The sequence below is a fragment of the Amphibacillus jilinensis Y1 genome (assembly GCF_000306965.1).
Classification (GTDB): domain Bacteria; phylum Bacillota; class Bacilli; order Bacillales; family Amphibacillaceae; genus Amphibacillus_C; species Amphibacillus_C jilinensis.
In genome coordinates this window covers 29,816-49,509 of the sequence record NZ_AMWI01000057.1, presented here as the reverse complement: position 1 = coordinate 49,509, position 19,694 = coordinate 29,816, and the positions used below count along the sequence as shown (strand labels likewise).

Sequence of the window (19,694 nt, the reverse complement as noted above, 5' to 3'; positions counted from 1 at the left end):
GAAAAACATTCGGTTTCAGAGGTGAAAAAATGAAGAGAAGTCATCGATTGATCGGTATGACACGATATATTTTAGAGCACCCTATGCAATTAATATCTTTACCTTTTTTCTCTAAGCAATATGATGCTGCTAAGTCATCCATTAGTGAAGATTTAACAATTATGAATCAAATGCTTAAAGAAGAAGGGATAGGGTATTTGGAATCGATTGCTGGAGCGGGTGGAGGCGTTCGCTATATCCCTCAATATGAACAAAAGGAAAGTATAAATTTTATTAAAGCTCTGGCGAAGCGACTTGAAGATCCGGATCGAATTTTGCCGGGTGGTTATTTATTTATGAGTGATCTTCTAGGCGAGCCAGATACGGTGCGTACGATAGGGCGACTATTTGCCAATGCTTTTGCCCCGCTAAATATTGATGCGGTTGTTACGGTAGCAACAAAAGGCATTCCAATCGCGTACGCGGTGGCATCTTTTCTAAATGTGCCTGTGGTTATTGTGCGTCGTGATCCGAAGATTACAGAAGGATCGACCGTCAGTATTAATTACGTTTCAGGCTCTTCACGTAAAATTCAAACGATGGTGTTGACCAAAAGAAGTCTCGCTCAAGGGTCAACGGTTTGTATTATTGATGATTTTATGAAAGCTGGTGGCACGATTGACGGGATGAAAAATTTGCTTAAGGAATTTGATGCAAATGTAGCGGCTATTGGTGTCTTAGCTGAAGCAGAAGATGAAGAAGATGAGCGTGTTGTTAATGATTATACATCATTACTTCAAATTTCAAATGTTGATGTTAAAAACAGCCAAATCGAGGTATCGCCAGGAAATTATTTTGAATGATTTGCTTTTTATGAAGAAACAAGAGAATGACTGCACAACTAAGTAGAATCTCATAGCGTACGCTTAAGAACCGAACACATTCACTTTATAAACGTTGAATGTGTTCGGTTTTATATTACCATAGATCACTGTCCGTAAAAATGCCCACTGACTGAAGGTTCGTTTGATATAGCTTTTGTGGTTTAGGGTGAAAGTGAACATGCGGTAATTTGTCATAAATAAAGATTTTTTCAAAATAAATGAAATTAAGCAGGAATTTAGAATTAGACTGTTGAATTAGTATTTAAATAAGTTCAAAAGGAAAAAGGTGGTGATCATAATGGAAGTGACAGATGTAAGATTACGTCGCGTGACAAGTGATAGTCGAATGAAAGCCATTGCTTCGATTACTTTAGATGAAGAGTTTGTGATTCATGATATCCGGGTTATCGATGGAAATAATGGATTATTTGTTGCAATGCCCTCGAAGCGTACACCGGATGGTGAGTTCCGTGACATTGCTCATCCTATTAATGCAAATATGCGAGCGAAAATTCAAGATGCTGTTCTAGCAAAGTATCACCATGCTAATGAGCCAGAATCAAAGCTTGAAGAAGCCGGGGTCTCTTAAATCATTTTTATTTTCAATGTTTGATAAGCCTAATCACTAAGATTGGGCTTTTTCTGTGTCAATATTTTAACAGATGTAGGAGATTATATTGAAATGCTTAACCTTTTAAGATATATTCGTTAGTGGTATAATTTTAATGTCAATACATAAATCAAATGCCGGAGGTTTCCTTCATGATAAATAAATATGCCGTAATTTTGGCTGCTGGCCAAGGTACACGGATGAAATCGAAGCTATATAAAGTCCTTCACCCAGTAATGGGTCGACCGATGGTTCAACATATTGTTGATCAATTACAAGCGCTAAAGCTTAACAAGATGGTCACCGTGGTGGGGGTTGGAGCAGATCAAGTCAAAGAGCAATTAGGAGATATAACGGATTATGTTGTTCAAGAACAACAATTAGGGACTGGCCACGCGGTTTTACAAGTAGAACCGTTATTAAAAAATGCCCATGGTATGACCATCGTTGTGTGTGGAGACACGCCGCTGTTAACAAAGGAGACGCTTGATGCTTTGTTTGAACATCATTTGCAAGCTGAAGCACAGGTGACGGTATTGACCACTACCATTAATGACCCAACAGGTTATGGTCGTATTATTCGAGATCAACAAGGTCATGTGGCGAAAATTATTGAACAAAAAGATGCTAATCAAGACCAATTGTTAATTAAAGAGATAAATACAGGTACATATTGTTTTGATAATCAATTTCTCTTTGAAGCACTCAATCATGTGACTAATGACAATAACCAGGGTGAATATTATTTGCCAGATGTTATCGAAATCGCGCAAAAGCAAGGGCGCAAGGTAACAGCCTTTCAGACGGCTGATCCTAATGAAACATTAGGTGTAAATGATCGTGTGGCGTTAGCGACGGCTGAAAAACTAATGAAACAACGTATTAATGAGCAGCATATGCGGAATGGTGTAACGATTATTGATCCTGACCACACTTATATTGCTCCATCTGTGAAGATTGCGCCTGATGTTATTATAGAACCCGGATCTATTATTAAAGGGGATAGTTATATAGGAAGCCAAACCGTGATTGGCCCCAATAGTGAAGTTGAGGACTGTAAAATTGGTGAATCAACGGAAATTGCGCACAGTGTCGCACATCAAAGCGATATTGGTTCGCATGTTAAGATTGGTCCATTTGCACATATACGACCTGCTACCCAAATTAATGATCAAGTTAAAGTTGGTAATTTTGTGGAAGTGAAGAAATCGACCATTAACAAAGGGAGTAAAGTGTCCCATTTAAGTTATATTGGGGATACTGAAATAGGAACAAATGTTAACGTTGGTTGTGGGACGATTACAGTTAACTATGATGGGGAAAACAAATATAAAACAACGATCGAAGATAATGTGTTTATTGGTTGTAATGCTAATTTAGTCGCCCCCGTTACAATTGGCCAAGGCGCTTTAGTAGCAGCAGGTTCTACGATTAATAAGGATGTCCCAGCTGAAGCACTATCGATCGCAAGAGCAAAGCAAGAAAACAAAGCAAACTATGCAAAAAAGTTTAATAAATTATTAAAATAGATAACATGGAGGTTTGACGAAATGTCAACGGAATATCAAGATCGTACTTTGAAAGTATTTACCCTCAACTCTAACCCGCATTTAGCAGCAGAGATAGCAGAACAGATTGGGGTTCCATTGGGAAAGTGCTCAGTCACTAGCTTTAGTGATGGGGAAATTCAAATTAATATAGAAGAAAGTATTCGTGGCTGTGATGTTTATGTTGTTCAATCAACAAGTGCTCCAGTCAATCAGCATATTATGGAATTATTGATTATGATTGATGCGTTAAAACGTGCTTCTGCAGCAACGATCAATGTTGTTATTCCATACTACGGTTATGCGCGTCAAGATAGAAAAGCACGTGCAAGAGAACCGATCACTGCTAAGTTGGTGGCGGATATTTTACAAGTTGCCGGTGCTTCACGCGTAATCACTCTCGATTTACATGCTCCACAGATCCAAGGTTTTTTCAATATTCCAGTTGATCAATTGGTTGGTGTTCCTATCTTAGGAGATTATTGGAGCTCGAAAAAATTTGAGGATGTTGTTGTTGTGTCACCGGATCATGGTGGTGTTTCTAGGGCGAGGCAATTGGCAGAACGTTTGAAAGCGCCTATTGCTATTATTGATAAAAGGCGTCCGCGCCCTAATGTTGCAGAAGTCATGAATATTGTAGGAAACGTAGAAGGGAAAACAGCTATACTAATTGATGATATGATTGATACAGCGGGTACGATCAGCTTGGCAGCTAATGCACTTATAAAGAATGGTGCTAATGATGTTTATGCATGTTGTACACATCCGGTTTTATCTGGACCTGCTATGGAACGTGTGGGTGAATCGCCAATTAAAGAACTCGTTGTTACAAATTCCATCCCGTTACCTGAAGAGAAAAAAACAGAGAAAGTCGTTACCTTATCTGTAGCACCACTTATTAGTGAAGCGATTATTCGTGTCCATGAACAGTTATCAGTTAGTGTTTTATTTGATTAATTTTTAAAATTAGGTTTAACATGATTGTCAAAAGGGAATTGTAACCATTAGTATCGTTTATTATCTGTCCGTCAAGCAAGATGATGACGTTAGGTAAATAAAGCTTTTTCTATGCGTTAGTTAGCTGAAAATGGTAAACTTTATGAACGAAAATTATTGGAGGTTGAGCGTTATGGCAGTTAAACTAAAGGCAAATCTAAGAGAAGATTTATCAAAATCAAACACCCATCAATTAAGGGATGGAGGGTTCATTCCGGCCGTTGTTTATGGTCACAATAAACAGCCAAGAACGGTTTCGGTAAATAGTATTGACTTACTAAAAACGGTTCGTGATGAAGGGCGAAATGCCATCATTTCCCTTGATGTTGATGGTGATAGTGTAGATGTTATGCTTCATGATTATCAAGTAGATCCACTTAAAGATCAATTATTACATGCTGACTTTTATGTTGTTAATATGTCTCAAGAAATGGATGTTTCAGTACCTGTCCATTTAGAGGGTGAAGCAATAGGTTCTAAAGAAGGCGGTGTATTACAACAACCGATGTATGAATTGTTGGTCCGAGCAAAACCGGCTGATATTCCAGAAGAGATATTAATTGATGTATCAGGATTAAATGTTGGTGACTCGGTGATGGTCTCAGACCTAAAAGACGGCAAAAATTATGAAGTTCTAGAAGACGAAAATACAACGATTGTTACCGTAACAGCACCTGATACGACAGAAGATTTAGAGCCATCAGATCCAGATGCGGATATTGAACCTGAGCTTGTTGATCAAAAAGGTGACAATACTGAAGAAGAATAAAGTGGCACTAAAAGCTTGGACCACATCTGCGTCCAAGCTTTTTCATTATCTCCTCACACCTGCTAATTCCGTGAACCATGCTGATGAAGAAGTTAGCACTTCATGTAGTAAGGATCAGTATCACTTTATTTTTAAAGAAAAACAAAGTACAATAAAAGGCATATATGAATTTAAAGGTAGATGAATAAACGATGAAATGTATTGTTGGATTAGGTAATCCTGGTCGAAAGTATAATAAAACACGACACAATGTAGGTTTTATGGTGATTAATCGCTGGTGTGAACAACATGGTTGGGAATTACAAAAAAATAAATTTAATGGGCATTATACAGTAGAGACAATTAACAATGATAAACTTGTCATCTTACTGCCACAAACCTATATGAACTTATCAGGGGAAAGTGTGAAGCCACTTATTGACTTTTATCAGATTCCACCAGAAAATCTGCTTGTTATCTATGATGACCTTGATTTACCTGTTGGAAAGATTCGGTTAAGGCAAACGGGTGGTCACGGAGGTCATAATGGCATGCGCTCCATTATCGAGCATTTAGGGACGAAACAATTTAATCGCATTCGCATTGGTATTGATCGCCCTGAGCATGATGTGACAGTCACCGATCATGTGTTAGGCAAGTTCTCAAAATCTGAAATACCTGCTTTGGTTGATAGTATTGATAAATCAGTCAGTGCTTGTGAATCTTGGCTAAATAAACCGTTTATTGAAGTTATGAATGAATATAATTAATGTACATATCATTTTAATAGATGTATAACCTTCCTCAAATCGGAGACACTATAATAAGTGTTGTCCTAGGAGGGAAATAAAGTGCGTATTCATTACCGCTGTAAACATTGCCAATCAACAATTGCAGAACTTAATCATGAACGATTAAATTTAGAAAAATTAGGTTTTAACCATTTGGCGCCTGAACAGAAAAAAAGTATGATCAAGTATAATCATACAGGGAATGTTGATGTTTTTGTTATATGTGAAAGTTGTGAAGCGGCGCTTTATAAATATCCAGTCTATCATGAGTTTGATTATTTTATTCATTAACAATAGGTTCTTTTTAAGTATAAAAAGCTTTGGTTGTTTAAACCAAAGCATTTTTGTACGTATAGATGTGTAGTAATGGAGATTTGATGATTAGGAGGAAAAACATGAAAGGCATTGATAAGTATTTACTCGAGCATGATGATATCCAATCCGTTGTCACAGGCTTAGCATCAAATTTGAATGAACAGCTTGTAACAGGGTTATCAGGATCATCTCGAAGTGTATGGGTGTCTAGCATCCATCATAGTGTAAAGCGTCGGGCATTGATTATAACTAATCAATTAACACAAGCACAACAATTATATGAAGATTTACTTGAACTCATAGATCCAGATCATGTGCATCTTTATCCAGTTAACGAATTAATGGTCGCAGAGATGGCAGTATCCAGTCCAGAGTTGCGTAGTCAACGTATTTCTGCCTTATCTTTATGGTTGGAGCAGGACAATGGTATTTTAATAGCTCCCGTAGCAGCATTAAAACGCATTTTACCTCCAGTCGATTATTGGAAACGATTTCGACTTCACTTTCAAGTAGGTAAAGTAATAACGATACAAGAGCACTTAGATATGTTAATACAAATGGGATATGAACGTGTTGAAATGGTATCAAACCCCGGAGAGTTTAGTATGCGGGGAGGTATTATTGATATGTATCCTATAACAGAAGATCATCCACTTCGGATAGAATTGTTTGATGATGAAGTCGATTCTATTCGTTATTTTGATTCATCAACACAACGATCTTTAGACAAGTTAAATAACATATCGGTGCGTCCAGTTACCGAAGCTCTTTTAACCGATCAAGATATGAGTAGAGTAGCAGATCGGTTGGAACAAGGGCTAGCCTATTCATTGAAAAAAGTAAAAGACCCAAAAGTGAAAGAACAGATTCATCAGCATTTGCGTTATGATTTAGAGCAGTTAAGAGCGAATACAAAATTTCAAGATATGTATAAATATAGTCAGTATTTCTATGAGACGCCTGCTAGTTTACTAGATTATTTAGGCGAAGTAGGTTATTTATACCTTGATGAGATTGGTCGGATACAAGAAACGGCACAGCATTTGGACAAAGAAGAAGCGGAATGGCTTGAAACAATGATTACAGAGCATAAGATGGTCGTTGATTTACCGATCTCTTTTGACTGGAATCATATCTGGGAAAGTATGGAGCAGCAAAAAGTATATTTATCTGTTTTTTTGAGGCATGTTGCTAACACAGCGCCACAAAATATCGTCAATGTTTCAAGTCGTGCCATGCAACAGTTTCATGGACAAATGCACTTGTTACAGAATGAAATGAAGAGGTGGAAAAAAGCCGATTATTCTGTTGTCTTTATTGCGCCAACACCGACTAGGGCTGAAAAGATTCAATCGATTTTAGCTGACTACCAAATTGAAATTGGCATGGCGGATGAAACCACGCGCTTGCCTTTAAAACAACCTGCAGTTATGGTAGGGACACTATCAACGGGGTTTGAGTTGCCGCTGCATAAGCTAGCTGTCTTAACCGATCAAGAATTATTTAAAGCGACATCTACACGACGTAAGCCCAAGAAGCAAAAAATATCGAATGCAGAGCGAATTAAGAGCTATCAGGAGTTAAAGGTAGGCGATTATGTTGTTCATGTCAATCATGGGATTGGTCGTTTTGTCGGAATTGAGACATTAGAAGTACAGGGAATCCATAAGGACTTTATGCTGTTAAAATATAATGGAGATGACAAGTTATTTGTGCCAATTGATCAAATTGACTTGGTGCAGAAGTATGTAGGTTCTGAGAGCAAAGAGCCTAAGCTTTATAAATTGGGTGGAACGGAATGGAAGAAGGTAAAACAAAAAGTACAGTCCAAAGTTGAAGATATTGCAGATGAGTTAATTAAATTGTATGCAGAACGTGAAGCGACTAAAGGTTATGCTTTTGGAAAAGATACGGTTTTACAACAGGAGTTTGAAGCCGCTTTTCCTTATCAAGAAACAGAAGATCAATTACGTTGTATTGAAGAAATTAAGCAAGATATGCAAAAGTCTCGACCAATGGATCGACTACTTTGTGGTGATGTGGGGTATGGGAAGACTGAGGTAGCCATTCGAGCCGCTTTTAAAGCCATTGTTGAAGGGAAGCAAGTCGCTATTTTGGTACCCACTACTATTTTAGCTCAGCAGCATTATGAGACCGTTTTAGAAAGATTTCAAGACTATCCTATTGAGATTGGATTGTTAAGTCGGTTTCGATCGCGTAAGCAACAAACAGAGACGTTAAAAGGATTGAAAGAAGGCGTCGTTGATCTTGTTATTGGTACACATCGTTTGCTATCTAAAGATGTTGAGTATAAAGATTTGGGGTTATTAGTAGTTGATGAAGAACAGCGTTTTGGTGTAAAGCATAAAGAGAAGATTAAACAGTTAAAAACAAATGTTGATGTTTTAACATTAACCGCAACACCGATACCCCGAACGCTTCACATGTCGATGCTTGGTGTGCGGGACTTATCTGTTATTGAGACACCTCCAGCTAATCGTTTTCCTATTCAAACTTATGTATTAGAGTTTAACCCGATGTTTTTAAGGGAAGCGATTGAGAGAGAGATGGGGCGTGGAGGACAAGTCTTTTTTCTCTATAATCGGGTAGAAAGCATTGAACAAAAAGCGCAAGAAATTCAAATGCTGGTAGAAGATGTGAAAGTGGCCGTTGCACATGGGCAAATGAATGAAGCAGAGCTGGAAAATGTGATGCTTGCTTTTCTAGCAGGTGAATATGATGTCTTGGTTAGTACAACGATAATTGAAACAGGTGTGGATATTCCTAACGTTAATACGTTGATCGTTGATCATGCAGATCGAATGGGGCTAAGTCAACTTTATCAATTACGTGGTCGAGTGGGTCGGAGCAATCGCATTGCATATGCGTATTTTACTTATCAAAAAGACAAAGTATTGACAGAGGTTGCTGAAAAACGATTACAAGCAATTAAGGAGTTTACCGAACTTGGATCTGGATTTAAAATTGCGATGCGTGACTTATCGATTCGAGGAGCGGGTAATATCCTTGGCGCACAACAGCACGGCTTTATTGATTCTGTTGGGTTTGATCTTTATTCAGAGATGTTAAAAGAAGCAATTGAACGAAGAAAAAGTGATGGTCCTCATCTTGAGAAAAAAACACCTGATCCAGAACTTCAGTTAATCTTAGACGCTTACATTCCCGATCACTATATCCAAGATGGTAAGCAGAAAATAAATATGTACAAAAGGTTCCAATCAGCCGAAGACTTTGATACATTAGCAGATATAAAAGATGAGCTAATTGACCGTTTTGGTGACTTCCCTGTAGAGGTGGAAAATCTCATTCAAGTTGCCCGACTTCGTATTATTGCGAAATCCCAACGTGTTACAACGATGAAGGAGTTAAAGCAAAAAATCGTCATTAGCCTCGATGAAGAAGCCAGCCAACGTATTGATGGTGAAACGTTATTTACCTATGCCAATGATTTTGGAAGGATGATTTTGTTAGGCACGGATCAGAACAAACTAACGATAACTTTTCATTTTGAAAAACGAACATACCCGGATCGATACCAGTTCGTTAGTTCATTTTTAGAGGCGTTGGAAAATTTAAAACAGTAAGGATGTATAGTTCCTGATTTGGATAACCATACTAAATGCACAATCACTTATTTATCACAGATACCGGAAGCTAATGTCCTGATCTAAACAGTGGGAGAAGAACGAAAGCGCCCACTGATTGAGGGTTCGTTTTATACGATTAATAGTCTAGCTGTATAGGTCGATAAATAAGTCAGAGCTTTATTAAAGTGAAGTAAGACCGCGGTTCGTTTTTTTAAAAAGGCGAATGAATAATTTAGTATAGAAAGAGAGGATTCAACACATGAAAGCAACAGGTATTGTTAGAAGAATTGATGATTTGGGACGCGTTGTTATCCCGAAAGAAATTAGACGTACGTTAAGAATTAGAGAAGGTGATCCTCTAGAAATTTTTGTTGATCGCGAAGGGGAAGTTATTCTCAAGAAATATTCCCCTATTCAGGAATTAGGTAATTTCGCGCAAGAATATACTGAAGCACTTTTTGATACGTTAAACAAATCGATACTCATCTGTGATCGTGATATGTTCATTGCTGTGGCAGGAGAAAGTAAGAAAGATTATATAAGTAAGAATATTGCTGAATTAGTTGAACGTGTGATGAATGAGCGTAAGCCATTAATTAAAGAATCGCATGTTGCTCTGGAATTAGTTAAGGATCAACCTGTCATTAATGCTTCTTATGTCATACAACCGATCATTGCTAATGGTGATCCTGTAGGTGCTGTCATTATATACTCAAAAGAAGATAAAGTAACTGAACAAGATACGACGACGGTTGAGATTGCAGCAAACTTTTTAGGAAGACAGATGCAATAAGGGACTGAACCGATCAGACTGCTGGATCTAATGTAGGCAAGCATATATTTACTTTAGAAAACTAAGGCATTCGTGACTAGCTATAACGAATCGTCTTAGTTTTTCGTGTTGGTAATCGTTAGATTGTATTAAATATGGAATAAATTAAAGTTTTTTTACTTGTCAAGATGATCATTTATCGCTACGATAGTATACGTAACACAATGTCGAAAAACTGGAGGAAACCTATGGAACAAGAGGTTATTGTTGAGAAAGCTCTTAATAATAATGTTGTTATTGCCAAACACCCCCTTTATAAAGAGGTTGTTTTGATTGGTAAGGGAATTGGTTTTAATCGCTCCAAAGGTGACCCCGTTCCATCTGACCAAGCAGAAAAGACATTTTTACTTACAGATGAGCAAGAAATGGAACAATATATGTATTTAATAAAACACGTTGACCATGATCTTATGCAATTTTTAAATGATATTATTTTTTATATTGAAGAGCGTATGGATCGTCCGTTAAATGAACATATTCATATCGCATTAACTGATCACTTAACGTTTGCTATTAGAAGAGCGGATCAATCGATTCAATTTAGTAACCCTTTTCTTTTTGAAATCGAGTCGCTTTATGCAAAAGAGTATCAAGTTGCCCATGAAATTGTAGAGAAAATAAAAAAACATCTAGACATCACATTGCCTGATGGTGAAGTAGGTTTTATTGCTTTACACATTCATAGTGCAATCACTGATAAGAAGCTTAGAGATTTAAATAAGCATCATAAACTTATTTCACAAATGATCGAAGTTATTGAAGATGGATTAGACATTAAGTTAACTAAAGGTGATGTGAATTTCAATCGTTTAATTCAACACCTTCATCGCGCTATCGATCGTGTGTACCAAGGTGAAAAACTTGGCCAACAAAATAATTTAGAAAATGTATTGAAAATAACTTACCCGCTATGCTACAATCTAGCGTGGAAGTTAATTAAAGTTATGCAAAAACAGTTAAATCGTCCTGTAGATGAAACAGAAGTGTTATATTTAACGATCCATTTACAACGATTGACGAATACCATTTAGTTGCGTGTTACTGACTCGATCAGGCATGAGTGAAGAAGAACTTTAAAGGCAGGCTACTACTGACCATAAAGTTGTCTTACTCATGCCTTTTTTTGTACGTTAGAAAGTATAAAATTTAAAAATACTTGTATAAGAAAAGTGAACACATTCGCTAAAGGCAGGCGATTGCGAACTTTTTTAATGGCATGTGATCGATGAACTGTATCAGCCCTTATATTTTTTGTTTAATGACGCAGACTAAGTTGATGTATAACTGATAAAGGAGGAATTAGGATGGGAAAATCAAATCTTTTTGGTACATTACAAAAAGTCGGTAAAGCATTAATGTTACCGGTAGCTCTTTTGCCAGCAGCAGGTATTTTACTTGCTTTTGGTACTAGTTTTGCTCAAGATGAATGGCTTGAACGCTTTCCATGGTTTGAGAATGAGGTTGTATTAACTATTCTTCAAGTCATGGAGGAATCTGGTGGCGTTGTGTTTGATAATTTACCATTACTGTTTGCAGTTGGTGTGGCTATTGGTTTAGCTAAGGGTGATGGTGTGGCTGGACTTGCAGCTATTATTGGTTACTTAATTATGAATGTAACCATGGGTGTGTTTGCAGGTGTAACACCAGAAATGGCTGAAGATAATCCAGCTTATGCACAAATATTGGGCATTGATACACTTCAAACAGGTGTATTTGGAGGTATTATTGTAGGTATACTTGCAGCCTATATGTATAATCGTTTCTTTAAAATTGAATTACCACAATTTCTTGGCTTTTTTGCTGGGAAGCGCTTTGTACCTATTATTACCGCGTTTAGTTCTTTGATTTTAGGGATGATCATGGTTCTTGTATGGCCATTTGCACAAGATGGACTCAATGCACTATCTCATTTTATGCTTGATACGAATCGAACGATATCAACGTTCATATTCGGAATTATTGAACGTGCATTAATTCCGTTTGGCTTACATCATATTTTTTATTCACCATTCTGGTTTGAATTTGGTGAGTATGTTAATGAGGCCGGTGATATTTTCCGTGGTGATCAAAGAATTTTCTTCGAGCAATTACGCGATGGCGTTGACTTTACAGCAGGTAGCTTTATGACCGGTAAATTCCCGTTTATGATGTTTGGTCTTCCGGCTGCAGCCTTGGCGATTTATCATACTGCTAGGCCAGAAAAAAAGAAACTGGTTGGAGGGATTATGGCTTCGGCAGCATTAACTTCTTTTTTAACAGGGATAACCGAACCACTAGAATTTTCATTCTTATTTGTGGCACCGCTCTTATTCGGTATCCATACGATTTTCGCTGGATTATCATTTATGATGATGCATATTTTAAATGTTAGAATCGGGATGACATTCTCTGGTGGTTTAATTGATTTCCTTCTATTCGGTGTGATGCCTAACCGAACAGCTTGGTGGTGGGTGATCATTATTGGTCTCATCTTCAGTGTGATCTATTACTTTGGTTTCCGCTGGGCGATTCTGAAATTTAACTTAGCAACGCCTGGCCGTGAAGATGAAGCAGAAGATGATGGTGACGACAATACGGGTTCTAGTGATGATCGTCCATATAATATCTTGGAAGCGATGGGCGGCAAAGATAATATTACCAACCTTGATGCATGTATTACCCGTCTTCGTGTGAGTGTGGCCGATGTTAAAAATGTTGATAAGAACCGCCTAAAAAAATTGGGTGCTTCAGGAGTTATGGAAGTTGGTAATAACATTCAGGCGATATACGGACCAGTATCTGATACGATCCGTGGACAAATGCAAGATATTATCGATGGTAAGGCGCCTCGTAAACAAGAAAAATCAGGGGAAGAGATCAAACAAGAAGCGGTTTCTGTTGATTCCATTGATATGACAAGTCCAATGACTGGTGAAGCATTGTCTATTGAAGAAGTGCCAGACCAAGTCTTTTCTCAAAAAATGATGGGTGACGGTTTTGCAATCAAGCCAACGGAAGGTAAAGTCGTTTCGCCAGTTGACGGTAAAATTCTCAATATTTTCCCGACAAAACATGCCATTGGCATTCAAGCAGATAATGGCTTAGAGATTCTGATTCATATAGGTATTGATACAGTAAAACTTGAAGGTAATGGTTTCACTCAAGTTGCTGAAGAAGGCCAAACCGTGAAAAAAGGTGATTTACTAATGGAAATTGACTTAGACTACATTAGTGAGCACGCTACTTCAACCGTAACACCAATTATTTTCACAAACTTGGAAGAAGGAAAAACGGTAGAAGTACAACAAGGTGAGATTGAAATGAATCAAGCCGAGTTTGTTGCACTTAGATAGTGATTGTTAGCCATTCAGTATATCAAATTTGACCTTGTGCACATATGTGTACAAGGTTTTCTTTGTTAAGACAAGTTGTTATAACTGTCTGTTAGACGCCCGCCTCAAACTAGAAGGTAGAGCAAATCGATTTAGACGGGAGCCATTCTCCTGATCCAATCAGCGATCACCCAGTAGGAGAAGTATGAGAAGGCCCAATGGTTGAAGGGGCGTTTTATACGCAGGCTTGACTTGTGTTATAGAAAACAATAGAATACATGGCTAAGGTTTGCGCTTTTCTACAAGATGTTCCGTTATTTCCCTCGTTTCTATATCGTAATCTTAGCGTTACCAATAGTTTGTTAAATATTAGCTATTTAAAGGCTGGGTAATGGCTTTTCGGGATGCAAGTGAATATAAGCTAAGTTTTTCAAATCATCGTGTGCTATAATGAAGTCAATTGTAAAGCTAGGAAGGTTCTTTTATTATGGATGAAAAATTTATAGAACGGCGCCAGCTTTTTCGAGGTGCCTTTTTACTAACTTATGCTGGATTACTTAGCAAAGTATTAAGCGCAGGTTATCGTATTCCTTTGCAAAATATTACCGGAGATGTGGGCTTTTATGTTTACCAACAAATCTACCCGTTTATTGGAACGGCGACTGTTTTAGCTTTATATGGTTTCCCGGCAGCAATTTCGCGCTTAGTCACAAATTATACAGGCCATTTACCAAAAAAGCTTAAACGATTGATTTTCATTCAACTTGCTTTTTTTTCTCTAACGATTTTTGCTGTCATTTATATCCTTGCTCCGATAATTGCTCAAGCGATGGGAGATCAAGGTTTGACGAATGCAATTAAAGTGAGTGGATGCGTTTTTTTACTTACACCATTTATCTCGAGTTTAAGAGGGCAGTTTCAAGGGGAAAATAATATGGTTCCTACAGCTGCTTCGCAAGTTGTTGAGCAAGTCATTCGCGTGAGTTTGATCATTGGAGCGGCTGCTTTTATTACTCAATTTAACCGCTCTCTTTACGACGTTGGAACAGGGGCTGCACTTGCATCGATAAGTGGTGCTATGGGTGCTGTGATTATATTATTAATTTATAAAAAACGTTATCCTGATAAACAGCCGGTTGAAAAGGAAATAAGCACTAGTGCACGACATGTATTTTCGACCATTATTGGTTATGGAATAGTGATGGCCGTTAATCATATGTTATTGTTACTGCTTCAATTTATTGATGCACTTACACTTGTACCACAATTAGTTGATGCAGGTATTTCTTTACATGAAGCACAAACATTAAAGGGTATTTTGGATCGTGGTCAACCCCTTGCACAGTTAGGTATTGTTATTGCTTCATCATTAACATTAGCTTTAATACCCTCTGTAACAAAAGCTCGGTTGTCAAAGGATCAAGAGCGGTTTTCGAGTTATATTTCTAGTACATGGCGCTTCACCTTATATCTTGCTAGTGCTGCAACAGCTGGACTAATTGTTCTTTTTCCAGAAATAAACAGCGTACTTTTTTTAGAGAATACGGGTACATTCAGTTTGCAACTTTTTATGTTAACGATTATTTTTGCATCGTTAGCTATTTCAACAGCGGCGATTTTACAAGGGTTAGATCATATTTTCCGTACAGCCTTATTTGTTTTAGTTGGTGTTGTTGTGAAATTGTTGCTTAATTTATTATTTATACCAGTAATCGATATCTCGGGAGCAGCGTTAGCAACAGTTATAGCAACCGTTGTGGTATTGGGGCTAAATCTCATTCAGTTAAAAAAAGCTATCCCCCATCAAAAGCTTATTGATATTCCATGGAAAAGCTTTAGCCTATCGTTAATATTGATGATCGTTGTCGTGTTCGGTTTAAATCGATTGATTAATCCTTTATTCAGTGTACTGCCACGATCAGGACAGTTTCTTTATATTTTGCTATTTGTAATACTAGGCGTATTTGTTTATTTCAAGGCTTTAACTAAGCAAGGTGCTTTTACTGATCAAGAGCTTGATGTGTTACCGTTAAAACGATTTTTAAAGAAAGGCTGAGAAAGATGAGCATAAAAATTGAAGTGGTTGGACTAGGCGCAGGAGACCTCGATCAACTGACAATCGGACTTTATCATAAATTAATTAATGCAGAGGTTCCTTTGTTTGTGCGGACAAACGATCATCCTGTGCTAGAATCATTAGCGAAGCAGGGTGTCAACTTCACCTCATTTGACCCTATCTACAAACAACACGAGCAGTTTGAAGATGTATATGTAGCGATTGTCGAGCAATTGCTCAAACAAGCGAAGCACAACAAACATATTCTATATGCGGTACCTGGTCATCCGATGTTAGCCGAACGAACGGTCCAATTATTACTTGAACAGGACGAAGTTAACATTGATATTGTTGGTGGTCAGAGTTATTTAGATGCCTTATTTACTGCTATACAAATTGATCCAATTGAAGGGTTTCAATTTTTAGATGCGACGAGTTTTGAGCGTAGTCAAATTAACTATACCCAACATCTTATTTTCTGTCAGGTTTATGACAAAATGATTGCTTCAGAATTAAAATTAACTCTGCTGGAAGATTTGCAAACCGATCACCCGGTAGTGATTATTAAATCAGTTGGGAGTTCAAAAGCTGAAGTTGAAACGATCCCGCTAGTCAGGCTAGATCAGTGTGTAGAATTAAGTAATCTCACTAGTGTTTATGTGCAACCAGCTAAAAAAGAAGTACTAAACCATCAATTCAATCGACTTCGCGAAATTATAGCTGTTTTACGTGGTTCAAGTGGTTGTCCTTGGGATAAGGAGCAAACACATGAAAGTCTTCGCCGTTATTTAATAGAAGAGGTATATGAATTGATTGATGCCATTAATCAAGAGGATGATCACCATATCATTGAAGAGCTAGGCGATATCCTCCTGCAAGTTATGTTACATAGTCAAATAGGGGAGGATCACGGGTACTTCACTGTTGATGATGTGATTCGTTCGATTACGGATAAAATGATTCGTCGCCATCCTCATGTTTTTGGTGATGCAAAAGCAGAAGACACTGAGACCGTGATTGCCAATTGGCAAGCTATAAAAGCTGAAGAGAAAGCGGACCAGACGATCGATTCTCTTCTCGATCGTATTCCGCAATCAGCACCAACTATAGTAAAGGCTGAGGCTATCCAAAAAGAAGCAGCTAAAGTAGGTTTTGATTGGGACAATCCTGAGGACATCTGGCTTAAAATATTAGAGGAAATAGAGGAAGTAAAGCAAGCGGTCGAGAGTGGGCAATTAGTTGAGATAGAAGCAGAGTTTGGAGATCTTATTTTTGCGATCATTAACTTGGCGCGTTACTATAAAGTTAATAGTGATTTAGCGTTAAGCCAAACCAATATTAAATTCACCAAGCGCTTTCAATATATAGAACGCAAGGTGCTAGCATCCGGAAGTGAATGGGGTAATATGTCAATTGAAGAATTAGATCATTTATGGGAAGAAGCAAAGAGGAGGATGACAGATGAGACTTGATAAATTTCTAAAGATTTCCCGATTAATCAAAAGACGTACATTAGCTAAGCAAGTTGCAGATCAAGGGCGCATTACGATTAATGGTAATCCAGCAAAGGCATCGTCAAATGTAGCAGTAGATGATGAATTGGTCATTAAGTTCGGCCAAAAACATGTAACGATTAAAGTTGACTCCACAAAAGACGTGGTGAGAAAGGATGAAGCTTCAACGCTTTATTCGATTGTGAAAGAGGAACCCATAAACAAAGAATAGTCAATAATAATAGTTCTATCGAGCGCCCTCCTTACATATCATACTAGTGATTAAAGGAGGGAATATAAATGATCCAAGAAACGAACCATTACTCAGCCCCAACGCAAGCTACTGAGCATGAAGTCAAAGTTCGCAATCGTCGAATGATTGAAATATCTGGTGTAAAAGAAGTTGATAGTTTTGACAATGAAGAATTTTTATTAGAAACCGTCTTGGGCTATTTAATGATTAGAGGGGAAAATTTGCAAATTAAGACGCTTGATGTGACGCAAGGTAAGGTGGAAATCAAAGGGAAGTTAATGGACTTCTCCTATTTAGATGATCACCAGCATGATCAATCGAAAGGCTTTTTAGGAAAGCTATTCAAATGAGTATTGATATCCAATTTTTATCATTCATTGCTATGATGATCATTGGCATTTATTTAGGAGCTATGTTCGATACAAATGAGCGTTTAATAGGGAGATTTAATGGGAATATGATGTTAAGTTTCCTGTTTCAGTTGTTATTTTGGCTTATCCAAGCGTTAATCGTATTTTTTTGTCTTGTGAAAATAAATAATGGACAAGTCCACTTATATTTTATTTTTACAATTATGTTTGGTTTTTGGATCTACTGCTCCCGCTGTCGCACATTTTATCAATCTTTATTAGAACGTGTGATCATGATCGTTTGCCAACTTATTTATATTATTAAACAGATGATCTACATTATGGTTCTAAAACCATTAATCATTTGTTATCAAATCGCTATGGCGGTCATAGGATTTATTTATTTGTTTGGTAAAAGATTACTTTTTATTTTAGTCAGACCAATTGTTTGGGTAATAAGACTCATTTATCGGTTATTGCCGAAAAATGTGAGAAAATACTTAGTTTCAATGGCAGGAATCTATAGTAAAATAGAGAATATTATTAATAAAAGAAAGCCTTGAATTATTTAATAAGATAACTGGTATAATACGTAAAGGAGGTGTCAAGCGATGGGTAGACGTCAACATAAAGTAACTAGAATTAATTCTACGTATATGAATCAATATGATGCTCATGTGGAACGACAGCGAAAGAGAAAGCGTCTTTTACGTAGGCGTTTGACGCTATTTGCTATTGTGACTGTGCTCACCTTCTTTACACTATTTACTTACCATATAAATCAAAGGGCATTATACGCTGAAAAGCAGTCCCAATATGAAGAGTTAGAACAAGAAATACGCACTTTAAAAGTAGAAGAACAGTCATTATTAGAAGAGATAAATTTACTAGAAGATGAATCTTATGTACTTCGTATAGCAAAAACAAATTATTTCTTCACAGATGAAGGAGAAATTGTCTTTAAACTAACAGAAGAGGAGCCTGCTTATTGACATTGTTTTTGTTGCTTAGCTATAATGTAGGAAGAAGTATATCTTTTTTTAATTCTTAAGGAGGAGCATTTTTTTTATGTCAATCGAAGTAGGCAGCAAGTTGCAGGGTAAGGTAACAGGAATAACTAATTTTGGAGCGTTTGTTGAATTACCTGAAGGAAAGACAGGCCTCGTTCATATTAGTGAAGTTGCTGATAATTATGTGAAAGATATTAATGAGCACTTATCTGTTGGAGATGAAGTCACAGTTAAGGTCATTAATGTAGAAAACGATGGAAAAATAGGGTTGTCTATTAAGAAAGCGAAAGATAATCCGAATCAAGGTCGCCGGAAGACAAATACTAGTCAACCGAAGCCAAACCGAGATCGTACAGAGAATTTTGAAGCGAAAATGAATCGCTTTTTAAAGGATTCTGAAGATCGCCTAGCTTCATTACGTAAGCACACTGAATCAAAGCGTGGAGGTCGAGGTGCTAAAAAAGGCTAACTTGCTGTCTCATTTAGTGGTATTGATATTATAGTGACATGCGTGCATTTATAACCGATATTTTTTATATAGAATCAGATTAAGTTTAAAAAGCTGGTAAACGTTGGGAACGTGACTGGCTTTTTTATATAGTTGTATACTATTTGACGTTGGTGCAGAAAATTCTCAATTTCCGCGTTTGTGAAATGAGGGTAGTCTTTTCGCTAGCGTCATTTCTATTTCTCCGATTTTAGAAATGTGTTTGGTTATCCAGTGATGTGCTTTTCGCAGGCACGGCCTTCAGCTATCCATACAGCAATGGACGAATTGAGGGCATCAACAAAAAGATTAGCGCTTTGAGCCGTTTCGCATATGGCTACATAAGTTATTTGGAACGATCGTTATCGTATGATCTTACATTTTGAGAGTTCGTTTTATGATAGGGGATTAATAGGGATTGTTA

General features: G+C 37.3%; 19 protein-coding genes. All 19 read left to right on the top strand.

The window, feature by feature from the left end:
* The first annotated feature begins 29 nt into the window (after positions 1 to 29).
* On the top strand, positions 30 to 842 hold the full coding sequence (purR, locus tag B494_RS0100240) for a pur operon repressor (RefSeq protein WP_017470346.1): 813 nt from the start codon (positions 30 to 32) through the stop codon (positions 840 to 842).
* A 319-nt stretch (positions 843 to 1,161) separates the two neighbouring features.
* Positions 1,162 to 1,452, top strand: a complete 291-nt coding sequence (gene spoVG, locus B494_RS0100235) for a septation regulator SpoVG (RefSeq protein WP_017470345.1) — start codon at positions 1,162 to 1,164, stop codon at positions 1,450 to 1,452.
* Positions 1,453 to 1,625: 173 nt separating this feature from the next.
* On the top strand, positions 1,626 to 3,002 hold the full coding sequence (gene glmU / locus B494_RS0100230) for a bifunctional UDP-N-acetylglucosamine diphosphorylase/glucosamine-1-phosphate N-acetyltransferase GlmU (protein ID WP_017470344.1): 1,377 nt from the start codon (positions 1,626 to 1,628) through the stop codon (positions 3,000 to 3,002).
* 21 nt (positions 3,003 to 3,023) lie between these two features.
* The gene (locus B494_RS0100225; RefSeq protein ID WP_017470343.1) at positions 3,024 to 3,977 is read left to right on the top strand and encodes a ribose-phosphate diphosphokinase; all 954 of its coding nucleotides are present in this window, start codon (positions 3,024 to 3,026) and stop codon (positions 3,975 to 3,977) included.
* A 172-nt stretch (positions 3,978 to 4,149) separates the two neighbouring features.
* Complete coding sequence (locus B494_RS0100220) at positions 4,150 to 4,785, top strand: 50S ribosomal protein L25/general stress protein Ctc (protein WP_017470342.1); 636 nt, start codon at positions 4,150 to 4,152, stop codon at positions 4,783 to 4,785.
* A 191-nt stretch (positions 4,786 to 4,976) separates the two neighbouring features.
* Positions 4,977 to 5,534: an aminoacyl-tRNA hydrolase gene (gene pth, locus B494_RS0100210; protein WP_017470340.1), complete on the top strand. Its 558-nt coding sequence runs from the start codon at positions 4,977 to 4,979 to the stop codon at positions 5,532 to 5,534.
* An 81-nt stretch (positions 5,535 to 5,615) separates the two neighbouring features.
* Complete coding sequence (locus B494_RS0100205; RefSeq protein WP_017470339.1) at positions 5,616 to 5,846, top strand: anti-sigma-F factor Fin; 231 nt, start codon at positions 5,616 to 5,618, stop codon at positions 5,844 to 5,846.
* Positions 5,847 to 5,950: 104 nt separating this feature from the next.
* Entirely contained in the window at positions 5,951 to 9,475 is a 3,525-nt protein-coding gene (mfd, locus tag B494_RS0100200; protein WP_017470338.1) for a transcription-repair coupling factor, read from the top strand.
* A gap of 262 nt (positions 9,476 to 9,737) precedes the next feature.
* A complete protein-coding gene (gene spoVT / locus B494_RS0100195; protein ID WP_017470337.1) occupies positions 9,738 to 10,271 on the top strand; it encodes a stage V sporulation protein T in 534 nt (177 codons plus the stop codon).
* Positions 10,272 to 10,498: 227 nt separating this feature from the next.
* The gene (gene glcT / locus B494_RS0100190) at positions 10,499 to 11,341 is read left to right on the top strand and encodes a glucose PTS transporter transcription antiterminator GlcT (RefSeq protein WP_017470336.1); all 843 of its coding nucleotides are present in this window, start codon (positions 10,499 to 10,501) and stop codon (positions 11,339 to 11,341) included.
* Between the two features lie 273 nt (positions 11,342 to 11,614).
* Complete coding sequence (ptsG, locus tag B494_RS0100185) at positions 11,615 to 13,642, top strand: glucose-specific PTS transporter subunit IIBC (protein ID WP_017470335.1); 2,028 nt, start codon at positions 11,615 to 11,617, stop codon at positions 13,640 to 13,642.
* A gap of 466 nt (positions 13,643 to 14,108) precedes the next feature.
* On the top strand, positions 14,109 to 15,677 hold the full coding sequence (locus tag B494_RS0100180) for a putative polysaccharide biosynthesis protein (RefSeq protein WP_017470334.1): 1,569 nt from the start codon (positions 14,109 to 14,111) through the stop codon (positions 15,675 to 15,677).
* Positions 15,678 to 15,682: 5 nt separating this feature from the next.
* On the top strand, positions 15,683 to 17,149 hold the full coding sequence (gene yabN, locus B494_RS0100175; RefSeq protein ID WP_017470333.1) for a bifunctional methyltransferase/pyrophosphohydrolase YabN: 1,467 nt from the start codon (positions 15,683 to 15,685) through the stop codon (positions 17,147 to 17,149).
* Positions 17,139 to 17,402, top strand: coding sequence for an RNA-binding S4 domain-containing protein (locus B494_RS0100170; protein ID WP_017470332.1), 264 nt, complete (start codon positions 17,139 to 17,141; stop codon positions 17,400 to 17,402). The genes yabN and B494_RS0100170 overlap by 11 nt, the downstream gene beginning before the upstream one ends.
* 68 nt (positions 17,403 to 17,470) lie before the next feature.
* Positions 17,471 to 17,773, top strand: coding sequence for a sporulation protein YabP (gene yabP, locus B494_RS0100165; RefSeq protein ID WP_017470331.1), 303 nt, complete (start codon positions 17,471 to 17,473; stop codon positions 17,771 to 17,773).
* On the top strand, positions 17,770 to 18,336 hold the full coding sequence (yabQ, locus tag B494_RS0100160; RefSeq protein ID WP_017470330.1) for a spore cortex biosynthesis protein YabQ: 567 nt from the start codon (positions 17,770 to 17,772) through the stop codon (positions 18,334 to 18,336). The genes yabP and yabQ overlap by 4 nt, the downstream gene beginning before the upstream one ends.
* A gap of 48 nt (positions 18,337 to 18,384) precedes the next feature.
* The gene (locus B494_RS0100155) at positions 18,385 to 18,765 is read left to right on the top strand and encodes an FtsB family cell division protein (protein ID WP_017470329.1); all 381 of its coding nucleotides are present in this window, start codon (positions 18,385 to 18,387) and stop codon (positions 18,763 to 18,765) included.
* Between the two features lie 76 nt (positions 18,766 to 18,841).
* Positions 18,842 to 19,252, top strand: coding sequence for a S1 domain-containing RNA-binding protein (locus B494_RS0100150; RefSeq protein ID WP_017470328.1), 411 nt, complete (start codon positions 18,842 to 18,844; stop codon positions 19,250 to 19,252).
* 257 nt (positions 19,253 to 19,509) lie between these two features.
* Positions 19,510 to 19,656: a transposase gene (locus B494_RS20745; protein WP_144032143.1), complete on the top strand. Its 147-nt coding sequence runs from the start codon at positions 19,510 to 19,512 to the stop codon at positions 19,654 to 19,656.
* The last annotated feature ends 38 nt before the right edge of the window (positions 19,657 to 19,694 follow it).